The sequence below is a fragment of the Actinomycetospora chiangmaiensis DSM 45062 genome, from assembly GCF_000379625.1.
Classification (GTDB): Bacteria; Actinomycetota; Actinomycetes; order Mycobacteriales; family Pseudonocardiaceae; genus Actinomycetospora; species Actinomycetospora chiangmaiensis.
The window spans coordinates 747,464-764,840 of record NZ_KB903217.1 but is presented as its reverse complement, the minus strand read 5'-3'; the positions used below and the strand labels follow the sequence as shown (position 1 = coordinate 764,840).

At 69.8% G+C, this 17,377-nt stretch carries 28 protein-coding genes; all 28 read right to left on the bottom strand.

Features of this window, described 5'->3' with window-relative positions; translation table 11 throughout:
- Positions 1 to 12: 12 nt before the first annotated feature.
- Positions 13 to 570: an adenylate kinase gene (locus A3CO_RS0103935; RefSeq protein ID WP_026204263.1), complete on the bottom strand. Its 558-nt coding sequence runs from the start codon at positions 568 to 570 to the stop codon at positions 13 to 15.
- Positions 571 to 672: 102 nt separating this feature from the next.
- Positions 673 to 1,992: a preprotein translocase subunit SecY gene (gene secY, locus A3CO_RS0103930; RefSeq protein ID WP_018330927.1), complete on the bottom strand. Its 1,320-nt coding sequence runs from the start codon at positions 1,990 to 1,992 to the stop codon at positions 673 to 675.
- A 276-nt stretch (positions 1,993 to 2,268) separates the two neighbouring features.
- On the bottom strand, positions 2,269 to 2,730 hold the full coding sequence (rplO, locus tag A3CO_RS0103925) for a 50S ribosomal protein L15 (RefSeq protein WP_018330926.1): 462 nt from the start codon (positions 2,728 to 2,730) through the stop codon (positions 2,269 to 2,271).
- A 1-nt stretch (position 2,731) separates the two neighbouring features.
- Entirely contained in the window at positions 2,732 to 2,911 is a 180-nt protein-coding gene (gene rpmD / locus A3CO_RS0103920) for a 50S ribosomal protein L30 (protein WP_018330925.1), read from the bottom strand.
- 2 nt (positions 2,912 to 2,913) lie between these two features.
- Complete coding sequence (gene rpsE, locus A3CO_RS0103915) at positions 2,914 to 3,516, bottom strand: 30S ribosomal protein S5 (protein ID WP_018330924.1); 603 nt, start codon at positions 3,514 to 3,516, stop codon at positions 2,914 to 2,916.
- A 67-nt stretch (positions 3,517 to 3,583) separates the two neighbouring features.
- Positions 3,584 to 3,985: a 50S ribosomal protein L18 gene (gene rplR / locus A3CO_RS0103910; RefSeq protein WP_018330923.1), complete on the bottom strand. Its 402-nt coding sequence runs from the start codon at positions 3,983 to 3,985 to the stop codon at positions 3,584 to 3,586.
- Positions 3,985 to 4,521 (bottom strand): 50S ribosomal protein L6, encoded by a 537-nt coding sequence (gene rplF / locus A3CO_RS0103905; protein ID WP_026204262.1) that lies wholly within the window; start codon positions 4,519 to 4,521, stop codon positions 3,985 to 3,987. Before rplF ends, rplR begins: the two co-directional genes overlap by 1 nt.
- 19 nt (positions 4,522 to 4,540) lie before the next feature.
- A complete protein-coding gene (gene rpsH, locus A3CO_RS0103900; RefSeq protein ID WP_018330921.1) occupies positions 4,541 to 4,939 on the bottom strand; it encodes a 30S ribosomal protein S8 in 399 nt (132 codons plus the stop codon).
- Positions 4,936 to 5,178 carry a hypothetical protein gene (locus A3CO_RS0103895; protein ID WP_157646957.1) on the bottom strand — a complete coding sequence of 81 codons (243 nt, stop codon included), beginning with the start codon at positions 5,176 to 5,178 and terminating at the stop codon, positions 4,936 to 4,938. The genes rpsH and A3CO_RS0103895 overlap by 4 nt, the downstream gene beginning before the upstream one ends.
- A 5-nt stretch (positions 5,179 to 5,183) precedes the next feature.
- The gene (locus A3CO_RS0103890; RefSeq protein ID WP_018330919.1) at positions 5,184 to 5,369 is read right to left on the bottom strand and encodes a type Z 30S ribosomal protein S14; all 186 of its coding nucleotides are present in this window, start codon (positions 5,367 to 5,369) and stop codon (positions 5,184 to 5,186) included.
- Positions 5,370 to 5,371: 2 nt separating this feature from the next.
- Positions 5,372 to 5,932, bottom strand: a complete 561-nt coding sequence (rplE, locus tag A3CO_RS0103885) for a 50S ribosomal protein L5 (protein WP_018330918.1) — start codon at positions 5,930 to 5,932, stop codon at positions 5,372 to 5,374.
- Positions 5,932 to 6,252, bottom strand: a complete 321-nt coding sequence (gene rplX / locus A3CO_RS0103880; protein ID WP_018330917.1) for a 50S ribosomal protein L24 — start codon at positions 6,250 to 6,252, stop codon at positions 5,932 to 5,934. Before rplX ends, rplE begins: the two co-directional genes overlap by 1 nt.
- Before the next feature lie 4 nt (positions 6,253 to 6,256).
- Positions 6,257 to 6,625 carry a 50S ribosomal protein L14 gene (gene rplN, locus A3CO_RS0103875; protein ID WP_018330916.1) on the bottom strand — a complete coding sequence of 123 codons (369 nt, stop codon included), beginning with the start codon at positions 6,623 to 6,625 and terminating at the stop codon, positions 6,257 to 6,259.
- Positions 6,626 to 6,692: 67 nt separating this feature from the next.
- Positions 6,693 to 7,013 (bottom strand): 30S ribosomal protein S17, encoded by a 321-nt coding sequence (rpsQ, locus tag A3CO_RS0103870; protein WP_018330915.1) that lies wholly within the window; start codon positions 7,011 to 7,013, stop codon positions 6,693 to 6,695.
- On the bottom strand, positions 7,010 to 7,246 hold the full coding sequence (gene rpmC / locus A3CO_RS0103865) for a 50S ribosomal protein L29 (protein WP_018330914.1): 237 nt from the start codon (positions 7,244 to 7,246) through the stop codon (positions 7,010 to 7,012). The genes rpsQ and rpmC overlap by 4 nt, the downstream gene beginning before the upstream one ends.
- Positions 7,246 to 7,662 carry a 50S ribosomal protein L16 gene (rplP, locus tag A3CO_RS0103860; RefSeq protein WP_018330913.1) on the bottom strand — a complete coding sequence of 139 codons (417 nt, stop codon included), beginning with the start codon at positions 7,660 to 7,662 and terminating at the stop codon, positions 7,246 to 7,248. The genes rpmC and rplP overlap by 1 nt, the downstream gene beginning before the upstream one ends.
- A gap of 2 nt (positions 7,663 to 7,664) precedes the next feature.
- Complete coding sequence (gene rpsC / locus A3CO_RS0103855) at positions 7,665 to 8,498, bottom strand: 30S ribosomal protein S3 (protein ID WP_018330912.1); 834 nt, start codon at positions 8,496 to 8,498, stop codon at positions 7,665 to 7,667.
- Positions 8,498 to 8,911, bottom strand: coding sequence for a 50S ribosomal protein L22 (rplV, locus tag A3CO_RS0103850; protein ID WP_026204261.1), 414 nt, complete (start codon positions 8,909 to 8,911; stop codon positions 8,498 to 8,500). Before rplV ends, rpsC begins: the two co-directional genes overlap by 1 nt.
- Positions 8,912 to 8,962: 51 nt before the next feature.
- Complete coding sequence (rpsS, locus tag A3CO_RS0103845; protein WP_018330910.1) at positions 8,963 to 9,244, bottom strand: 30S ribosomal protein S19; 282 nt, start codon at positions 9,242 to 9,244, stop codon at positions 8,963 to 8,965.
- 18 nt (positions 9,245 to 9,262) lie between these two features.
- Complete coding sequence (rplB, locus tag A3CO_RS0103840) at positions 9,263 to 10,102, bottom strand: 50S ribosomal protein L2 (RefSeq protein WP_018330909.1); 840 nt, start codon at positions 10,100 to 10,102, stop codon at positions 9,263 to 9,265.
- Positions 10,103 to 10,120: 18 nt separating this feature from the next.
- Positions 10,121 to 10,420: a 50S ribosomal protein L23 gene (gene rplW / locus A3CO_RS0103835; protein WP_018330908.1), complete on the bottom strand. Its 300-nt coding sequence runs from the start codon at positions 10,418 to 10,420 to the stop codon at positions 10,121 to 10,123.
- A complete protein-coding gene (gene rplD, locus A3CO_RS0103830) occupies positions 10,417 to 11,064 on the bottom strand; it encodes a 50S ribosomal protein L4 (RefSeq protein WP_026204260.1) in 648 nt (215 codons plus the stop codon). The genes rplW and rplD overlap by 4 nt, the downstream gene beginning before the upstream one ends.
- 212 nt (positions 11,065 to 11,276) lie before the next feature.
- Positions 11,277 to 11,957: a 50S ribosomal protein L3 gene (gene rplC / locus A3CO_RS0103825; RefSeq protein ID WP_033413295.1), complete on the bottom strand. Its 681-nt coding sequence runs from the start codon at positions 11,955 to 11,957 to the stop codon at positions 11,277 to 11,279.
- 8 nt (positions 11,958 to 11,965) lie between these two features.
- Complete coding sequence (rpsJ, locus tag A3CO_RS0103820; protein WP_018177839.1) at positions 11,966 to 12,271, bottom strand: 30S ribosomal protein S10; 306 nt, start codon at positions 12,269 to 12,271, stop codon at positions 11,966 to 11,968.
- A gap of 400 nt (positions 12,272 to 12,671) precedes the next feature.
- Positions 12,672 to 13,865, bottom strand: coding sequence for an elongation factor Tu (gene tuf / locus A3CO_RS0103815; RefSeq protein ID WP_018330905.1), 1,194 nt, complete (start codon positions 13,863 to 13,865; stop codon positions 12,672 to 12,674).
- 192 nt (positions 13,866 to 14,057) lie between these two features.
- Positions 14,058 to 16,160 carry an elongation factor G gene (fusA, locus tag A3CO_RS0103810; protein ID WP_018330904.1) on the bottom strand — a complete coding sequence of 701 codons (2,103 nt, stop codon included), beginning with the start codon at positions 16,158 to 16,160 and terminating at the stop codon, positions 14,058 to 14,060.
- 101 nt (positions 16,161 to 16,261) lie between these two features.
- Positions 16,262 to 16,732 (bottom strand): 30S ribosomal protein S7, encoded by a 471-nt coding sequence (gene rpsG, locus A3CO_RS0103805; protein ID WP_018330903.1) that lies wholly within the window; start codon positions 16,730 to 16,732, stop codon positions 16,262 to 16,264.
- 1 nt (position 16,733) lies between these two features.
- Positions 16,734 to 17,108 (bottom strand): 30S ribosomal protein S12, encoded by a 375-nt coding sequence (gene rpsL, locus A3CO_RS0103800; protein WP_018330902.1) that lies wholly within the window; start codon positions 17,106 to 17,108, stop codon positions 16,734 to 16,736.
- Between the last annotated feature and the right edge of the window lie 269 nt (positions 17,109 to 17,377).

The following is a 17,377-nucleotide window of genomic DNA, read 5'->3' as shown; positions in this document are numbered from 1 at the left end:
GCCCACGTCGGCTCAGTCCTCCGGCTCGTCGGCCAGCGCGTCGGTCGCCCGGTCGGTGACCTCGTCCATGGAGCCCATGGCGTCGACCTTCACGACCAGGTCGCGGTAGTACTCGATCAGCGGGGCGGTCTCCCGGCGGTAGACCTCCTGCCGGTTGCGGATGACGTCCTCGGTGTCGTCGGAGCGCCCGCGCGCGGTGAGCCGCTGGATGAGCTCCTCGTCGTCGACCTCGAACACGAGGACGGCGTCCAGGCGCTGGTCGAGGTCGGAGAGGACCTTGTCCAGCTCGTCGGCCTGCGAGGTGTTGCGGGGGAACCCGTCGAGCAGGAAGCCCTCGGCCGCGTCGGGCTGTGCGAGGCGGTCCTTGACCATCGCCACGGTGACCTCGTCCGGCACCAGGTCACCCGCGTCGACGTAGCGCTGGGCCTCCTTGCCGAGGTCCGTGCCGTTCTTCATGTTGTCGCGGAAGAGATCGCCGGTGGAGATGTGCGGGGCGCCGAGACGCTCCGACAGCCGTGCCGCCTGCGTGCCCTTGCCGGCTCCGGGCGGCCCCACCAGAACGATCCTCATGTCCACTCCTCCTCCTGCGGCGACCCTCGTCGGACGCCCGTCCATCCTGCCCGGCGGGCGCCTTCGGCGCTCCCCGTCGAGGGGGCGGGACCGATCCGGTCGTCAGCGCAGGAAACCCTCGTAGTTGCGCTGCATCAGCTGGCTCTCGATCTGCTTCACGGTGTCCAGGCCGACACCGACCATGATCAGCACCGCGGTCCCGCCGAAGGGGAAGTTCTGGTTCTGACCCTGGCCCGTGATGCCCAGGAAGAAGTTCGGGAGGACAGCGATGATGCCCAGGTAGATCGATCCCGGCAAGGTGATCCGGGACAGCACGTACTGCAGGTACTCCGCCGTCGGTCGGCCCGGCCGGATGCCCGGGATGAAGCCGCCGAACTTCTTCATCTCGTCGGCGCGTTCCTCGGGGTTGAAGGTGATCGCGACGTAGAAGTACGTGAAGAAGATGATCAGCGCGAAGTACAGGACGATGTGCACGGGGTTCGACTGGTTCGCCAGGTAGTTCTGGACGAAGACCGCGAAGCCGGACGTCGAGTTGCCCACCAGCCTGGAGAGCAGGTCGGGCAGGTAGAGCAGCGACGACCCGAAGATGACCGGGATGACACCGGCCTGGTTGACCTTCAGCGGCAGGTAGGTCGACGTCCCGCCGTACATCCGCCGGCCGACCATGCGCTTGGCGTACTGCACGGGGATCCGGCGCTGGCCCTGCTCGACGAACACGACGCTCGCGATGATGGCCAGACCGAACACGCAGACGACGGCGAAGACGAGCCCACCGGAGCTGGAGAGGATCTGCTGGCCCTCGGCCGGGATGCGCGCGGCGATCGAGCAGAAGATGAGCAGCGACATGCCGTTGCCGACGCCGCGCTCGGTGACCAGCTCGCCGAACCACATGATGATCGCGGTGCCGGCCGTCATCACCAGCACGATGACCGCGAGGTCGAAGATGCCCGCGTTCGGCAGGATGGGGAACTGGGTCGCGTCGCAGTTCTGGAAGAGCTGCCCGCGGTCGGCCAGCGCCACGATGCCGGTGGACTGCAGGATCGCCAGCGCGATCGTCAGGTACCGCGTGTACTGCGTGAGGGTGCCCTGCCCGGACTGCCCCTCCTTCTTCAGCTGCTCGAACCGCGGGATGACCACGGTGAGCAGCTGCACGATGATGCTCGCGGTGATGTAGGGCATGATGCCCAGCGCGAAGATCGACAGCTGCAGCAGCGCGCCGCCGGAGAACAGGTTGATCAGGGCGTAGACGCTCTGGGAGTCGCCGCCCTCGACCTGACGCAGACAGGCCTGCACGTTGGTGTACGAGACACCCGGCGCCGGCAGGGTGGCACCCAGCCGGTACACCGCGACGATGCCGAGCGTGAACAGGATCTTCTTGCGCAGGTCCGGCGTCGCCAGCGCGGACCGCACGGGGCCGAGCACTCGGACCTCCAGCTGGTCGTCGATTGCAGGCCCGCCGCACGGCCGGGTGACCCCGGCCGGAGCGGCCGACACCCCGGGACCCGGGGCGGTCCGACGAGACGCGGAGCGGCCTCCGGCGAGGGTAACAGCAGCCGGTTTCGGCCCACGGAGCGACGGGGACCGGGACCCGTGGCCGAACCCGGCACCGGGGAGGTCCGGGCAGGTCCGGGGACGCGAACGGGCCCGGAGGTGCTCGGGGTGAGCTCCTCCGGGCCCGTGGCGCGGGTGGTGCGCGGACTACAGGACGGTGGTCGTCCCGCCCGCGGCACCGATCTTCTCGCTGGCGGCGCCGGAGAACGCGTGCGCGCTCACCTGCAGCGTCACCGAGCCCAGGTCGCCCTCGCCGAGCACCTTCACCGGGTGCCCCGCGCGGACGGCGCCGGCGGCGACGAGCTCGGCCGGGCCGACCTCACCGCCGTCCGGGAACAGGCGGGCGAGGTCGCCGATGTTGACGACCTGCGCGACCACCTTGTTGCGGTTGCGGAAGCCCTTGAGCTTCGGCAGGCGCATCTGCAGCGGCATCTGGCCGCCCTCGAAGCGCGCGGGCACGTTCTTGCGGGCGCCCGTGCCCTTCGTACCGCGACCGGCGGTCTTGCCCTTCGAGCCCTCACCGCGACCCACGCGGGTCTTCTCCGTCTTGCTCCCGGGAGCCGGACGGAGGTGGTGGAGCTTCAGCGGTGCGGAACTGTCGCTGGCCATGTCAGACCTCCTCGACGGTGACGAGGTGCCGCACGGTGTGGACGAGCCCGCGGTTCTGCGCGTCGTCCGGCCGCGTGACCGTGGCGCCGATGCGACGCAGGCCCAGCGTCCGGAGGGTCTCGCGCTGGTTGCGCTTGCCCCCGATCACCGACTTGACCTGCGTGACCTTCAGCTCGGCCATGATCAGACCCCCTGACCCGCGCGCTGGCGCAGCATCCGGGCCGGCGCGACCTCGTCCAGCGGCAGCCCACGACGGGCCGCGACGGCCTCGGGGACCTGCAGCGCCTTCAGGGCCGCCACCGTGGCGTGCACGATGTTGATGGCGTTCTGGCTGCCCAGGGACTTGGACAGGATGTCCTGGATCCCCGCGCACTCCAGGACCGCGCGCACCGGGCCACCGGCGATGACGCCGGTACCGGGGCTCGCGGGGCGCAGGAGCACGACGCCGGCGGCGTCCTCACCCTGCACCGGGTGCGTGATGGTGCCGCCGATCCGGGGGACGCGGAAGAAGTTCTTCTTCGCCTCCTCCACGCCCTTGGCGATCGCGGCCGGCACCTCCTTGGCCTTGCCGTAGCCCACCCCGACCTCGCCGTCGCCGTTGCCGACGATGACGAGCGCGGTGAAGCTGAAGCGACGGCCGCCCTTGACGACCTTGGCCACGCGGTTGATGGCGACGACGCGCTCGAGGTGCGGCGTCCTGTCCTGGGCGCCGCCGCGGCCGCCGCCCTGACGGTCGCGGTCGCGCCCGCCCTGGCCGCCGCCCTCGCGGCGCTGAGTGCCCGGCATCAGGCGTCCTTCCCTTGCACGTATTTCCGGTCAAGCACTGCCGTGATCGGGGTGGGCTCGTTCTTCATCAGAACGTCAGGCCCCCCTCGCGGGCCGCGTCGGCGAGCTGCGCGATGCGGCCGTGGTACCGGCGACCGCCGCGGTCGAAGACGACCGCGTCGATGCCGGCGGACTTGGAGCGGGAGGCGACGAGCTCGCCGACCTTGGCGGCCTGCGCCTTCTTGTCACCCTCGAGCCCACGCACGTCGGCCTCCATGCTGGAGGCGTGCGCCAGCGTGTGGCCGGCGAGGTCGTCGATGACCTGCGCGGTGATGTGTCGCGAGGACCGGGTGACGACCAGGCGCGGACGCTCCGGCGTGCCCTCGACCTTCTTGCGGAGGCGGGCGTGCCGACGGACCACACCGGTGCGGCGCGTCTGCGAGACGCTCCTGCCGACCGTGGTGCGCTTCTTCTCGGTGGTCTCAGCCATCACTTACCCGTCTTCCCGACCTTGCGGCGGATCTGCTCGCCGGCGTACCGGACGCCCTTGCCCTTGTAGGGGTCGGGCTTGCGCAGCCGCCGGATGTTCGCGGCGACCTGGCCGACGACCTGCTTGTCGATGCCCTGCACCGAGAAGCGGGTCGGGTTCTCCACCGCGAACGTGATGCCCTCGGGCGCCTCGATCCGGACGGGGTGGCTGTAGCCGAGCGCGAACTCGAGGGTGGAGCCCTTGAGCTGCACGCGGTAACCGACGCCGTGGATCTCGAGCTTGCGCTCGTAGCCCTGGGTCACGCCCAGGACCAGGTTGTTCAGCAGCGAGCGCGAGAGACCGTGCAGCGCCCGGTTCTCCCGCTCGTCGTTGGGGCGCGAGACCGACAGCACGCCGTCCTCGAGCGCGACCGAGATCGGACGGTCCACCGTGTGGGTCAGGGTGCCCTTGGGCCCCTTCACCGTGACGTTCTGGCCCTCGACCGCGACGTCCACGCCGGACGGCACGGTGATCGGGGCCCTACCGATGCGAGACATGGTTCGGTTCCCCTCTCCGCTACCAGACGAAGGCGAGGACTTCCCCGCCCATCCGTCGCTGGTGGGCCTGACGGTCGGTCAGCAGACCCGACGACGTCGAGATGATCGCGACGCCGAGGCCGCCGAGCACGCGCGGCAGCTCGGTCGACTTCGCGTAGATCCGCAGGCCCGGCTTCGAGACCCGCTTGAGGCCGGCGATGCTGCGCTCGCGGTTCGGCCCGTACTTCAGGTCGATGACCAGGGACTTGCCGACGGTCGCCGGCTCGTCGCGGTATCCCGCGATGTAGCCCTGCTCGAGCAGGACCTGGGCCACGTGGGCCTTCAGCTTGCTGTGCGGCATGGTCACGCTCTCGTGGAACGCCGAGTTGGCGTTGCGGATGCGCGTGAGCATGTCCGCGATGGGGTCGGTCATCGTCATCGCGACCAGGTCACCTTCCTCGCCGTGGTACCCCGGGTCGTCCGGCGGGCGGACGACCTCGTGGCGGGCCTGCGGCGTCCGGGGCGGGTCAAGTTGTTCGTACGGGGGTGCTCGTCGCCCTGGCCGAGCAGGTGCTCGCGGTGGGCGACGCGCTGGATGAGCTCGAGCAGCTGCGGGTCGATCGGACGACCCGGCAGCTCCTCCTCCTCGACGGGGACGACGGTCGTGTCGTCGTGCACGCCGCTCACCACGAGGACTTGCTGACGCCCGGGAGCTCGCCCCGGTGCGCCATCTCGCGCAGGCAGACGCGGCAGAGCCCGAACTTGCGGAGCACCGCACGCGCGCGCCCGCAGCGGTTGCAGCGGGTGTAACCGCGGACCTTGAACTTCGGGGTCGCGGCGGCCTTGTTGACCAGTGCCTTCTTCGCCATGCTCAGTTCTCCCTGAACGGGAAGCCGAGGGCGCGCAGCAGGGCCCGGCCTTCCTCGTCGGTGGTCGCGGAGGTGACCACGGTGATGTCCATCCCCCGCGGCCGGTCGATCGAGTCCTGGTCGATCTCGTGGAACATCGTCTGGTCGGACAGACCGAACGTGTAGTTGCCCGCGCCGTCGAACTGCTTCGGCGAGAGCCCACGGAAGTCGCGGATGCGCGGCAGGCTGATCGAGACCAGGCGGTCGAGGAACTCCCACATCCGCGCCCCGCGCAGCGTGGTGCGCGCGCCGATCGGCATGCCCTCGCGCAGCTTGAACTGCGCGATGGACTTGCGGGCCCGGCGGATCTCCGGCTTCTGGCCGGCGATGAGGGTGAGGTCGCGGACCGCGCCCTCCATCAGCTTCGAGTCGCGCGCGGCCTCGCCGACGCCCATGTTCACGACGACCTTGACGACGCCGGGGACGAGCATCGGGTTCTCGTAGTGGAACTGGTCCGTCAGCTCCGCACGGATCGCGTCCCGGTACCGCTGCTGCAGACGGGGACGAGACTCGGTGCTCGTCATCAGATGTCCTTCCCGTTGCGGCGCGAGACGCGCACGCGCTTCTGCTCGCCCTCGCCGCCGTCGCGGTAACCCACGCGGGTCGGCTTGCCGTCCGAGTCGACGACCATCACGTTCGAGACGTGGATGGCCGCCTCCTGCGTGACGATGCCGCCCGACTGCGCGCCGCGCTGGTTGGCGGACTGGGCCGTGTGCTTCTTGACGCGGCCGACGCCCTCGACGAGGACCTTGTCGCGGTCGGGGTAGGCCTGGATGACCTTGCCCTTCGCGCCCTTGTCCTTACCGGCGATGACGAGGACCGTGTCGCCCTTCTTGACCTTCATCTGGCTACAGCACCTCCGGCGCGAGCGAGATGATCCGCATGAACCGCTTGTCGCGGAGCTCCCGGCCGACCGGGCCGAAGATGCGGGTCCCGCGCGGCTCGCGGTCGTTCTTGATGATCACCGCGGCGTTCTCGTCGAACTTGATGTACGAGCCGTCCGGGCGGCGCTTCTCCTTGACGGTGCGCACGACGACGGCTTTCACGACGTCGCCGCGCTTCACGCCGGACGCCGGGATGGCCTCCTTGACGGTGGCCACGATGACGTCGCCGATGCCCGCGTAACGGCGGGACGAGCCACCGAGCACACGGATGCACAGGATTTCCCTGGCACCCGTGTTGTCGGCGACCCGGAGTCGCGACTCCTGCTGGATCACTGCTTCTCTCCTGACCTTCCCGGCGACGAGCGCCGGATGGTTTCGACGTGGCCCCGTGCAGGGGGAACTACTTGGCCTTCTCGAGGATCTCGACGAGGCGCCAGCGCTTCGTCGCCGAGAGCGGCCGGGTCTCCATGAGGAGCACGCGGTCGCCCGGGCCGGCGGTGTTGTGCTCGTCGTGCGCCTTGACCTTCTTGGTCCGGCGGATGACCTTCGAGTAGCGCGGGTGCTTCACCCGGTCCTCGAGGCTCACGACGATCGTCTTGGCCATCTTGTCGGAGACGACCAGACCCTCGCGGGTCTTGCGGAGGCCGCGCTCGTCGTTGCGCTCCCCCGGCTTCTGCTGGGTGACCGGCGTGGCCGCCGCGTCGTCAGCGGCCTGGCTCATGCCGCACCCTCCTCGTCAGGGGCCGCGGACAGTCCGAGCTCACGCTCGCGCATCACCGTGTAGATGCGCGCGATGTCGTGGCGGACGGTCCGCAGCCGGCGGTTGTTGTCGAGCTGTCCGGTCGCCATCTGGAACCGGAGGTTGAACAGCTCGGCCTTCGCCTCGCGGGCACGCGCGACGAGGTCCTCGCTGGACAGCTCACGCAGCTCGCTGGCGGGGGTTCCCGCTGCCATCAGAACGCCTCCTCACGGGTGACGATGCGGCAGCGCATCGGCAGCTTGTGCTGCGCGCGACGCAGTGCCTCACGGGCGGTGGCCTCGTTGGGGTAGCTCATCTCGAACATGACCCGGCCCGGCTTCACGTTCGCGACCCACTTCTCCGGCGAGCCCTTACCGGAACCCATGCGGGTCTCGGCGGGCTTCTTGGTGAGCGGGCGGTCCGGGAAGATGTTGATCCAGACCTTGCCGCCACGACGGATGTGGCGGGTGATGGCGATACGGGCCGACTCGATCTGGCGGTTCGTCACGTAGCCGTGCTCGAGCGCCTGGATGCCGTAGTCGCCGAACGACATCTGCGTCCCGCCCTTGGCGGCACCGGACCGGTCCGGCCGGTGCTGCTTACGGAACTTGACCCTGCGGGGCATCAACATGGTCAGGCCTCCGATCCGGTCGTCGCCGGCGCGCCGGCGTTCGCGGCCTGCTCGGCGGCGGCGCGCCCGGCCTCGGTGCCCGAGCCGGTCGTGCCGGAGGCGCCGGAGCGACGGCCCCGGGGACGGTCGTTGCCGCCACCGCGGCCACCGCGACGCGGCTCGCGGGTCGCGGCGTCGAGCGCCGCCTGGCGCTCGGCCTCGCGCTTGCCGCCGACGACGTCACCCTTGTAGATCCAGACCTTCACGCCGATGCGGCCGAAGTTGGTCCGGGCCTCGAACAGGCCGTAGTCGATCTCGGCGCGCAGCGTGTGCAGCGGCACCCGGCCCTCGCGGTAGAACTCCGACCGCGACATCTCGGCACCGCCGAGACGGCCCGAGCACTGCACCCGGATGCCCTTGACGCCGGGCGAACGCATGGCCGACTGCATGGCCTTGCGCATCGCGCGACGGAACGAGACGCGGTTGGACAGCTGCTCGGCGACGCCCTGCGCCACGAGCTGCGCGTCCGCCTCCGCGCCCTTGACCTCGAGGATGTTCAGCTGGACCTGCTTGCCGGTCAGCTTCTCGAGGTTGCCGCGCAGCCGGTCGGCCTCGGCGCCGCGGCGGCCGATGACGATGCCCGGGCGGGCGGTGTGGATGTCGACGCGCACCCGGTCACGGGTCCGCTCGATCTCGACCTTGGAGATGCCGGCCCGCTCCATGCCCTTGGAGAGCATGCGGCGAATCTTGACGTCCTCGGCCACGTAGTCGGCGTACTGCTTGTCGGCGTACCACCGGGACTTCCAGTCGGTGGTGATGCCCAGACGGAACCCGTGCGGGTTGATCTTCTGACCCATCAGCGGGTCCTTCCCTTCGAGCGCTTGCGTCCGGCCCGGTCCGCGTCGGTCACGGCGGTGACCTCGACGGTGACGTGGCTGGTGCGCTTGCGGATGCGGTACGCACGCCCCTGCGCCCGGGGCTGGAACCGCTTCATGGTCGGGCCCTCGTCCACGGTGATCGTCGAGATCACGAGCGTGGCGGGGTCCAGCGCGAAGTTGTTCTCGGCGTTGGCCACGGCGCTCGCCACGAGCTTGGCCACCGGCTTCGCGGCGGCCTGCTCGGCGAACTGCAGCACCGACGCGGCCTGGCCCACCGGCATGCCGCGGACCAGGTCCACGACACGGCGGACCTTCATCGGCGACATGCGCAGGTAGCGCACCCGAGCCACGGCGCCCTGGGGCGCCGCGTCGGTGTCGGCTGGTGCAGACATCGTTCGTCTACCTTCCTGGTTTCGCGGGTCGTGACCGGCGGATGCGTGCGCCTAGCGGCGACGCGACCGACGGTCCTCCTTGACGTGCCCGCGGAACGTGCGGGTCGGGGCGAACTCGCCGAGCTTGTGCCCGACCATGGCCTCCGAGACGAAGACCGGGACGTGCTTGCGCCCGTCGTGCACGGCCAGCGTGTGGCCGAGCATGTCCGGGATGATCGTCGAGCGGCGCGACCAGGTCTTGATGACCGACTTGCGGTTCGAGTCGTTCAGCGCGTCGATCTTCTTGAGCAGGTGGTCGTCGACGAACGGCCCCTTCTTGACACTGCGTGGCATCGCTGTCTCCCTCCTGCTCTATCGCTTCTTGTTCTTGCCGGTACGCCGGCGGCGCACGATCATGCGGTCGCTCTCCTTGCGGCCGCGGGTGCGGCCCTCCGGGGTACCCGCCGGGTTCACCGGGTGGCGGCCACCGGACGTCTTGCCCTCACCACCACCGTGCGGGTGGTCCACCGGGTTCATGGCCACACCGCGCACCGTCGGGCGCTTGCCGCGCCAGCGGTTGCGGCCCGCCTTGCCCCAGTTGATGTTCGAGTGGTCGGAGTTCCCGACCTCGCCGATCGTCGCGCGGCAGCGGACGTCGACGTTGCGGATCTCGCCGGACGGCATCCGGAGCTGGGCGTAGGGCCCGTCCTTCGCCACCAGCTGCACCCGCGCGCCGGCCGACCGCGCGATCTTCGCGCCGCCACCGGGGCGGAGCTCGATCGCGTGGATCACGGTGCCGGTGGGGATGTTGCGCAGCGGCAGGTTGTTGCCCGGCTTGATGTCGGCGCGGGCGCCGCTCTCCACCGCGTCGCCCTGGTGCAGCCGCTCGGGGGCGACGATGTAGCGCTTCTCGCCGTCCGCGTAGTGGAGCAGGGCGATGCGCGCGCTGCGGTTGGGGTCGTACTCGATGTGAGCGACCTTGGCCGGCACGCCGTCCTTGTCGTTGCGCCGGAAGTCGATCAGTCGGTAGGCCCGCTTGTGCCCACCGCCCTGGTGCCGGGTCGTGATCCGGCCCGTGGCGTTGCGGCCGCCCTTGTTGTGCAGCGGGCGGATGAGCGACTTCTCCGGGTGGTCACGTGTGATCTCGGCGAAGTCCGAGACGCTCGCGCCACGCCGCCCGGCGGTCGTCGGCTTGTACCTGCGGATTCCCATGGTGGTTCGCTAACTCCCTCAGGCCCCGGGCCCGCCGAAGACGTCGATCGTCCGGCTCTCGGGCGTCACGGTGACCACGGCGCGCTTGGTGTCCTTGCGCTTGCCGTAGCCGGTGCGGGAACGCTTGCGCTTCCCCTCCCGGTTGAGCGTGTTCACGCTCGCCACCGTCACGTCGAAGATCTGCTGCACGGCGATCTTGATCTGGGTCTTGTTCGCGTCCGGGCGCACCAGGAACGTGTACTGGCGCTCCTCGAGAAGGCCGTAGCTCTTCTCCGAGATCACCGGCGCGATGATGACGTCGCGCGGGTCCGCGATCACTGGTCGACCTCCTCGGCGCGCGCGGTGCGGGCGCTCACGAACGCGTCCAGCGCCGCCGACGTGAAGACCACGTCGTCCGCGTGGAGCACGTCGTAGGTGTTCAGCTGGTCCGGCGTCAGCAGGTGCACCGTCGGCAGGTTCGCGACGCTGCGGCGGCCGGCCTCGTCGCCGCGGGCGACGACGGCGAGCACCTTGCGGTGCTCCCGGTCCGGCGTGATGACGCCCTCGAGCGCCGTGCGGGCGCCCTTGGTCGACGGCGCGGTGCCGTCCACCAGCGCGGTGAAGACGTGGATCCGCTCGTGGCGGGCCCGGTCGGACAGCGCCCCACGCAGGGCCGCGGCCTTCATCTTCTTGGGGGTCCGCTGCGCGTAGTCCCGCGGCGTGGGGCCGTGGACCGTGCCACCGCCGACGAACTGCGGCGCGCGGGTCGAGCCCTGCCGCGCGCGGCCGGTGCCCTTCTGGCGGTACGGCTTCTTGCCGCCGCCGCGGACCTCGCCGCGCGTCTTCGTGTCGTGCGTGCCCTGGCGGGCCGCGGCGAGCTGCGCGGTGACCACCTGGTGCATCAGCGAGGTGTTCGCCGGCGCGTCGAAGAGCTCACCGGGGAGCTCGACGGTGCCGTCGGTGCCGCCGGTCGGCGTGTGCACGGTGACCGTGCGGGTCTCACCGGTCGCGGCGGCGGTCTGCGCGTCGCGACGCGCGGAGCGCCGGGCGTCGCCGGCCGAGAACCCGCGCCGACGGGCGACCGCCAGCGTCGAGGTCGCGGCCTCGGTCGCCGACGAGGTACCGGCGTCCACCGACTCGCCCGCGTCGGGGCCCTCGGTGTCGGTCACGCCCGGGGTGTGGCCGTCAGGCGTCGTCACTGCTGGTCACCGCCCTTCTTGGCAGCAGAGGTGACGAGGACCAGGCCGCCGCGCGGGCCGGGGACGGCGCCGCGGATCAGCAGCAGACCCGCGTCGGCGTCCACGCCGTGGACGGTCAGGTTCTGCGTCGTGGTCTTGACGTTGCCCATGCGGCCGGCCATGCGCGTGCCCTTGAAGACACGGGCCGGCGTGGCGCAACCGCCGATGGAGCCCGGCGAGCGGTGCTTGCGCTGCGTGCCGTGGCTGGCGCCGAGGCCGTGGAAGCCGTGGCGCTTCATGACACCCGCGGTGCCCTTGCCCTTGCTGTTCGCCGAGACGTCGACGACCGCGCCGGCGGAGAACACCTCGGCGGTGACCTCCTGGCCGACCTCGTAGGACGCGGCGTCGGAGGTGCGCAGCTCGACGAGGTGGCGGCGCGGGGTGACGCCCGCCTTCGCGAAGTGGCCGGCCTCCGGCTTGTTCACCTTGCGGGGGTCGATCGCGCCGAAGGCGATCTGGACCGCGTTGTAGCCGTCCACCGAAGGGGTCCGCACCTGCGTGACGACGCAGGGGCCCGCCTTCACCACGGTGACGGGGACGACGCGGTTCGCCTCGTCGAACACCTGGGTCATGCCGACCTTGGTGCCGAGGACGCCGCTCAGCCGCCGCTCGTTGCTGCGGAGAGGATCTGCAGACATGCCGGGCCTCACTGGATGTTGACGTCGACGCTGGCCGGCAGGTCGATGCGCATGAGCGCGTCCACCGTCTTGGGCGTCGGGTCGACGATGTCGATCAGTCGCTTGTGGGTGCGCATCTCGAAGTGCTCGCGCGAGTCCTTGTACTTGTGCGGCGAGCGGATGACGCAGTAGACGTTCTTCTCCGTGGGCAGCGGCACCGGGCCGACGACGGAGGCACCGGTGCGCGTCACGGTCTCGACGATCTTGCGCGCCGACGCATCGATGGCCTCGTGGTCGTAGGCCTTGAGCCTGATGCGGATCTTCTGTCCCGCCATGGTGGCTTGCCGTTCCTTCTCTCGTCCTCGAACGATGCCGCGCCGGCCCTCGGCGGCCGTCCCGCACGGCGACCGCCGGACCTCTCCGGTCCACGCGGTCGGGCGTGTCGACGCCGCTGGCTGGCGCGCCCCGGACGCTCGTCGCTCCGCGGCCTCAGGCCCTCGCTGTGCGCTTCAGACCCTCGCTGTTCATGGTGTGTCCGTCCCGCGTCTCCTCCGGGGAGGATCGGCGGCACGGTGGACGTCGCCCTGGGGTGACGTCCGGATCGTGCCCGGGTCCGGGTCGGACCCCGCTCACGCCGGGGCGGTCGGCTCGATACCGATTGAGCCGACCGCCCGGGCAAGCAACCTCACCAGTGTCGCACGCGCCCGAGGGCGCCCCGACACCGGGGTGAGGGTCCTACTTGTTGATCTTCGTGACCTGGCCCGCGCCCACGGTCCGGCCACCCTCACGGATGGCGAACTGGAGGCCCTCCTCCATGGCGATGGGCTGGATCAGCTGGACGGACATCTCGGTGTTGTCACCGGGCATGACCATCTCGGTGCCCTCCGGCAGCGTCACGACACCGGTGACGTCCGTGGTCCGGAAGTAGAACTGCGGGCGGTAGTTGTTGAAGAACGGCGTGTGCCGGCCACCCTCGTCCTTGCCCAGGATGTAGACCTGGCCCTCGAACTCGGTGTGCGGGGTGATCGAGCCCGGCTTGCAGATGACCATGCCGCGCTCGACGTCCTCGCGCTTGATGCCGCGCAGGAGCAGACCGACGTTGTCACCGGCGCGCCCCTCGTCGAGGAGCTTGCGGAACATCTCGATGCCGGTGGTGGTCGTCTTGAAGGACTTGGTCCGGATACCGACGATCTCCACCTCCTCGTTCACCTTGACGATGCCGCGCTCGACGCGACCGGTGACGACGGTGCCGCGGCCGGTGATCGTGAAGACGTCCTCGACGGGCATGAGGAACGGCTTCTCGGTGTCGCGCTCCGGCGAGGGGATGGCCTCGTCGACGGCGTTCATCAGGTTGACGATGGCGTCGGCCCACTCGGCGTCGCCCTCGAGCGCCTTGAGCGCCGAGACGCGGACGACGGGGAGGTCGTCGCCGGGGAAGTCCTGCGAGGACAGCAGCTCGCGGACCTCCATCTCGACGAGCTCCATGATCTCCTCGTCGTCGACCATGTCGGCCTTGTTCAGCGCGACGACGATGTAGGGCACGCCGACCTGACGCGCGAGCAGCACGTGCTCACGGGTCTGCGGCATGGGGCCGTCGGTGGCGGCGACCACGAGGATCGCGCCGTCCATCTGCGCGGCGCCGGTGATCATGTTCTTCACGTAGTCGGCGTGCCCGGGGCAGTCGACGTGCGCGTAGTGCCGGTTCTCGGTCTGGTACTCGACGTGCGCGATCGAGATCGTGATGCCGCGCTGGCGCTCTTCCGGCGCCTTGTCGATCTGGTCGAACGCGGACGCCTGGTTGAGGTCCGGGTACTTGTCGTGCAGGACCTTGGTGATGGCTGCCGTCAGCGTCGTCTTGCCGTGGTCGATGTGACCGATGGTTCCGATGTTGACGTGCGGCTTGGTCCGCTCGAACTTGGCCTTCGCCACTGCTCTCGTCCTCCTGGACTTTCTGGGTCTGTCGTCGCCGGGTCGGCGTAGGTACGTCGGTCGTGCGGTCCTCTGGGTGGGCTGACGCCGGGCGGAGGACCCGAGGTGACTCCACGAGGCTAACGGGGACGGATCCCCGGCCTCACCGCGCCCCGTCGTCCCGGTGGCCGGGACGACGGGGCGCGGACGGGGTCACTCGCCGGTCGCCTTGGCGATGATCTCCTTGGCCACGCTGGCCGGGACCTCGCCGTACGAGTCGAACTGCATGGAGTAGTTCGCCCGGCCCTGGGTCTTCGACCGCAGGTCACCGACGTAGCCGAACATCTCCGAGAGCGGCACCACGGCCTTGACGATCCGGTTGCCGCTGCGCTCCTCCATGGCCTGGATCTGGCCACGGCGGGAGTTCAGGTCGCCGATGACGTCGCCCATGTACTCCTCGGGCGTCGACACCTCGACGGCCATCAGGGGCTCGAGGATGGCCGGGTCCGCCTTGCGGGCCGCCTCCTTGAGCGCCATCGAGCCGGCGACCTTGAACGCCATCTCCGACGAGTCGACCTCGTGGTACTGACCGTCGAGCAGCGTCAGGCGCAGGCCCGTCATCGGGTAGCCGGCCAGCACGCCGTACTGCATGGCGTCCTGGGCACCCGCGTCGACCGACGGGATGTACTCGCGCGGGACGCGACCACCGGTGACCTTGTTGACGAACTCGTAGAGCGCGCCGTCCTCGGACTTCTCCATCGGCTCGAGCGCGATGATGACGCGCGCGAACTGGCCGGAGCCGCCGGTCTGCTTCTTGTGCGTGTACTCGTACTTGTCCACCTTGCGGCGGATGGTCTCGCGGTAGGCCACCTGCGGCTTGCCGATGTTCGCCTCGACCTTGAAGTCGGACTTCATCCGGTTGACCAGGACCTCGAGGTGGAGCTCGCCCATCCCCTTGATGATGGTCTGGCCGGTCTCCTCGTCGCGGGCGACCTGGAAGGTCGGGTCCTCGTCGGTGAGACGCTGGATGGCCGTGGAGAGCTTCTCCTGGTCGGCCTTCGACTTCGGCTCGATCGCGACCTCGATGACGGGGGTCGGGAACACCATCGACTCGAGGATGACCGGGTTCTGCGGGTCGCAGAGCGTGTCACCCGTCGTGGTGTCCTTGAGCCCGACGACCGCGTAGATGTGCCCGGCCATGGCCTCGTCGACCGGGTTCTCCTTGTTGGAGTGCATCTGGAAGACCTTCCCGATGCGCTCCTTGCGGTCCTTCGTCGAGTTGATCATCTGCGCGCCCGAGGCGATCTTGCCCGAGTAGACGCGGATGTAGGTGAGCTTCCCGTAGAAGGGGTGGCTCATGATCTTGAAGGCGAGGGCCGAGAAGGGCTCCTCCGTGGTCGCGTGCCGCACGACCGGGGTCTCGCCGTCGAGCAGCGTCCCCTCGACCGGCTTCACGTCGACCGGCGCCGGCAGGTAGGCGATGACGGCGTCGAGCATGGGCTGCACGCCCTTGTTCTTGTACGCCGTGCCGCAGAGCACCGGGTTGTACTCGCTGGTCACCGTCACGGCGCGGATGCCGTGCTCGATGTCCTCGACGGAGATCTCCTCGCCGGCGAAGTAGCGCTCCATGAGCGCCTCGTCGTTCTCGGCGATGGCCTCCATGAGGGCCTCGCGGTACTCGGCCGCCTTCTCGGCGTACTCGGCCGGGATCTCCTCGATGGCGTAGTCCTCGCCCTTGGAGACCTCACCGCGCCACGTGAGGGCGCGCATGCGGACCAGGTCGATCACGCCGTAGAAGTCCGACTCGATGCCCATCGGCAGCTGCAGGACGAGCGGCTTCGCGTGCAGCCGGTCCTTGATCGTCTGCACGGTGAAGTAGAAGTCCGCGCCGAGCTTGTCCATCTTGTTGACGAAGCAGATGCGCGGGACGTCGTAGGTGTCGGCCTGCCGCCACACCGTCTCCGACTGGGGCTCGACACCCTCCTTGCCGTCGAACACGGCGACCGCACCGTCGAGGACGCGCAGGTTGCGCTCGACCTCGATCGTGAAGTCCACGTGGCCGGGGGTGTCGATGATGTTGATCTGGTGGTCTTTCCAGAAGGTCGTCGTCGCGGCGGACGTGATCGTGATGCCGCGCTTCTGCTCCTCCTCCATCCAGTCCATCGTGGCCGCGCCGTCGTGGACCTCACCGATCTTGTAGTTGATACCGGTGTAGTACAGGATGCGCTCGGTCGTGGTGGTCTTGCCCGCGTCGATGTGGGCCATGATCCCGATGTTGCGGACCTTGCCCAGGTCGGTCAGCACGTCGCGTGCCACGGAATTCCTCTTCCTTCTCGGATCGTCGCCGCGGGTCTGGCGCGGCGGACCTGCGCGACATCGGGCGACCCCCGGCGGTTCTCACCGGGGGCCGGCCCGCGTCACCAGCGGTAGTGCGCGAAGGCCTTGTTCGACTCGGCCATCTTGTGCGTGTCCTCGCGTCGCTTGACGGCGGCACCGAGACCGTTCGAGGCGTCGAGCAGCTCGTTGGTGAGCCGCTCGATCATCGTCTTCTCACGACGGGCACGGGCGTAGGTGATGAGCCAGCGCAGCCCGAGCGTGGTCGAGCGACCGGCGCGCACCTCGATCGGCACCTGGTAGGTCGCGCCACCGACGCGGCGGCTGCGGACCTCGAGGGCCGGCTTCACGTTGTCCAGCGCGCGCTTCAGCGTGACGACCGGGTCGGCGCCGTTGCGCTCGCGGCAGCCCTCGAGGGCGCCGTAGACGATGCGCTCGGCCAGCGACCGCTTGCCGTCGACGAGCACCTTGTTCACCAGCTGCGTCACCAGCGGCGCCCCGTACACCGGGTCGGACACCAGCGGACGCTTCGGAGCGGGTCCCTTGCGCGGCATGTCAGCCCTTGTCCTTCTTCGTCCCGTAGCGGCTGCGGGCCTGCTTGCGGTTCTTGACCGCCTGCGTGTCCAGCGCGCCGCGGATGATCTTGTAACGAACGCCCGGCAGGTCCTTCACACGACCGCCACGCACGAGCACGATCGAGTGCTCCTGCAGGTTGTGGCCCTCGCCCGGGATGTACGCGGTGACCTCGATCTGGTTCGAGAGGCGCACGCGCGCGACCTTGCGGAGCGCGGAGTTCGGCTTCTTCGGGGTGGTCGTGTAGACGCGGGTGCAGACACCGCGTCGCTGCGGGCTGCCCTTGAGGGCCGCGGTCTTGGTCTTCTCGACCTTGTCCTCGCGGCCCCGGCGGACCAACTGCTGAATGGTGGGCATTCGTTCCTCTGGCTCGTGTCCTGCGAACTACGTCGTCTCGTCGGTGTCGGACCCCGCTCGCGGGATCGGGCGTGTCGGCAAGAGCGTCCACGCCCTCACACTCGACACCGCCGGCGCACCCGGTCGCCGTCGGCTGGCCCGCGAGGGCGCAGCGCAACGACCCGATCGCGTCGGGCACCGGGTACGACGATACCCGGCGCTCACGCGCGGGGTCGCAGGTGGGTCCGGAGCCGCATCGCGACGACGCCCTCGACGGACCCTGTGCTACC

Excerpts from the sequence above, each read along its gene's own strand:
- rpsC (WP_018330912.1), bottom strand. The coding sequence starts at position 8,498 with ATGGGTCAGAAGATCAACCCGCACGGGTTCCGTCTGGGCATCACCACC.
- rpsG (WP_018330903.1), bottom strand. The coding sequence starts at position 16,732 with ATGCCGCGCAAGGGACCCGCTCCGAAGCGTCCGCTGGTGTCCGACCCG.
- rpsH (WP_018330921.1), bottom strand. The coding sequence starts at position 4,939 with ATGACGATGACCGACCCCATCGCGGACATGCTCACGCGCATCCGCAAC.
- rpsJ (WP_018177839.1), bottom strand. The coding sequence starts at position 12,271 with ATGGCGGGACAGAAGATCCGCATCAGGCTCAAGGCCTACGACCACGAG.
- rpsQ (WP_018330915.1), bottom strand. The coding sequence starts at position 7,013 with ATGAGCCAGGCCGCTGACGACGCGGCGGCCACGCCGGTCACCCAGCAG.
- rpsL (WP_018330902.1), bottom strand. The coding sequence starts at position 17,108 with ATGCCCACCATTCAGCAGTTGGTCCGCCGGGGCCGCGAGGACAAGGTC.
- rplX (WP_018330917.1), bottom strand. The coding sequence starts at position 6,252 with ATGAAGGTCAAGAAGGGCGACACGGTCCTCGTCATCGCCGGTAAGGAC.
- A3CO_RS0103935 (WP_026204263.1), bottom strand. The coding sequence starts at position 570 with ATGAGGATCGTTCTGGTGGGGCCGCCCGGAGCCGGCAAGGGCACGCAG.
- rplE (WP_018330918.1), bottom strand. The coding sequence starts at position 5,932 with ATGACGAGCACCGAGTCTCGTCCCCGTCTGCAGCAGCGGTACCGGGAC.
- rplF (WP_026204262.1), bottom strand. The coding sequence starts at position 4,521 with ATGTCTCGCATCGGTAGGGCCCCGATCACCGTGCCGTCCGGCGTGGAC.
- rplO (WP_018330926.1), bottom strand. The coding sequence starts at position 2,730 with ATGGCCAGCGACAGTTCCGCACCGCTGAAGCTCCACCACCTCCGTCCG.
- rplR (WP_018330923.1), bottom strand. The coding sequence starts at position 3,985 with ATGGCTGAGACCACCGAGAAGAAGCGCACCACGGTCGGCAGGAGCGTC.
- rplC (WP_033413295.1), bottom strand. The coding sequence starts at position 11,957 with ATGTCTGCAGATCCTCTCCGCAGCAACGAGCGGCGGCTGAGCGGCGTC.
- rplP (WP_018330913.1), bottom strand. The coding sequence starts at position 7,662 with ATGTTGATGCCCCGCAGGGTCAAGTTCCGTAAGCAGCACCGGCCGGAC.
- rplV (WP_026204261.1), bottom strand. The coding sequence starts at position 8,911 with ATGTCTGCACCAGCCGACACCGACGCGGCGCCCCAGGGCGCCGTGGCT.
- rplB (WP_018330909.1), bottom strand. The coding sequence starts at position 10,102 with ATGGGAATCCGCAGGTACAAGCCGACGACCGCCGGGCGGCGTGGCGCG.
- rpsE (WP_018330924.1), bottom strand. The coding sequence starts at position 3,516 with ATGCCGGGCACTCAGCGCCGCGAGGGCGGCGGCCAGGGCGGGCGCGAC.
- A3CO_RS0103890 (WP_018330919.1), bottom strand. The coding sequence starts at position 5,369 with ATGGCGAAGAAGGCACTGGTCAACAAGGCCGCCGCGACCCCGAAGTTC.
- rpsS (WP_018330910.1), bottom strand. The coding sequence starts at position 9,244 with ATGCCACGCAGTGTCAAGAAGGGGCCGTTCGTCGACGACCACCTGCTC.
- rpmD (WP_018330925.1), bottom strand. The coding sequence starts at position 2,911 with ATGGCCGAGCTGAAGGTCACGCAGGTCAAGTCGGTGATCGGGGGCAAG.
- rpmC (WP_018330914.1), bottom strand. The coding sequence starts at position 7,246 with ATGGCAGCGGGAACCCCCGCCAGCGAGCTGCGTGAGCTGTCCAGCGAG.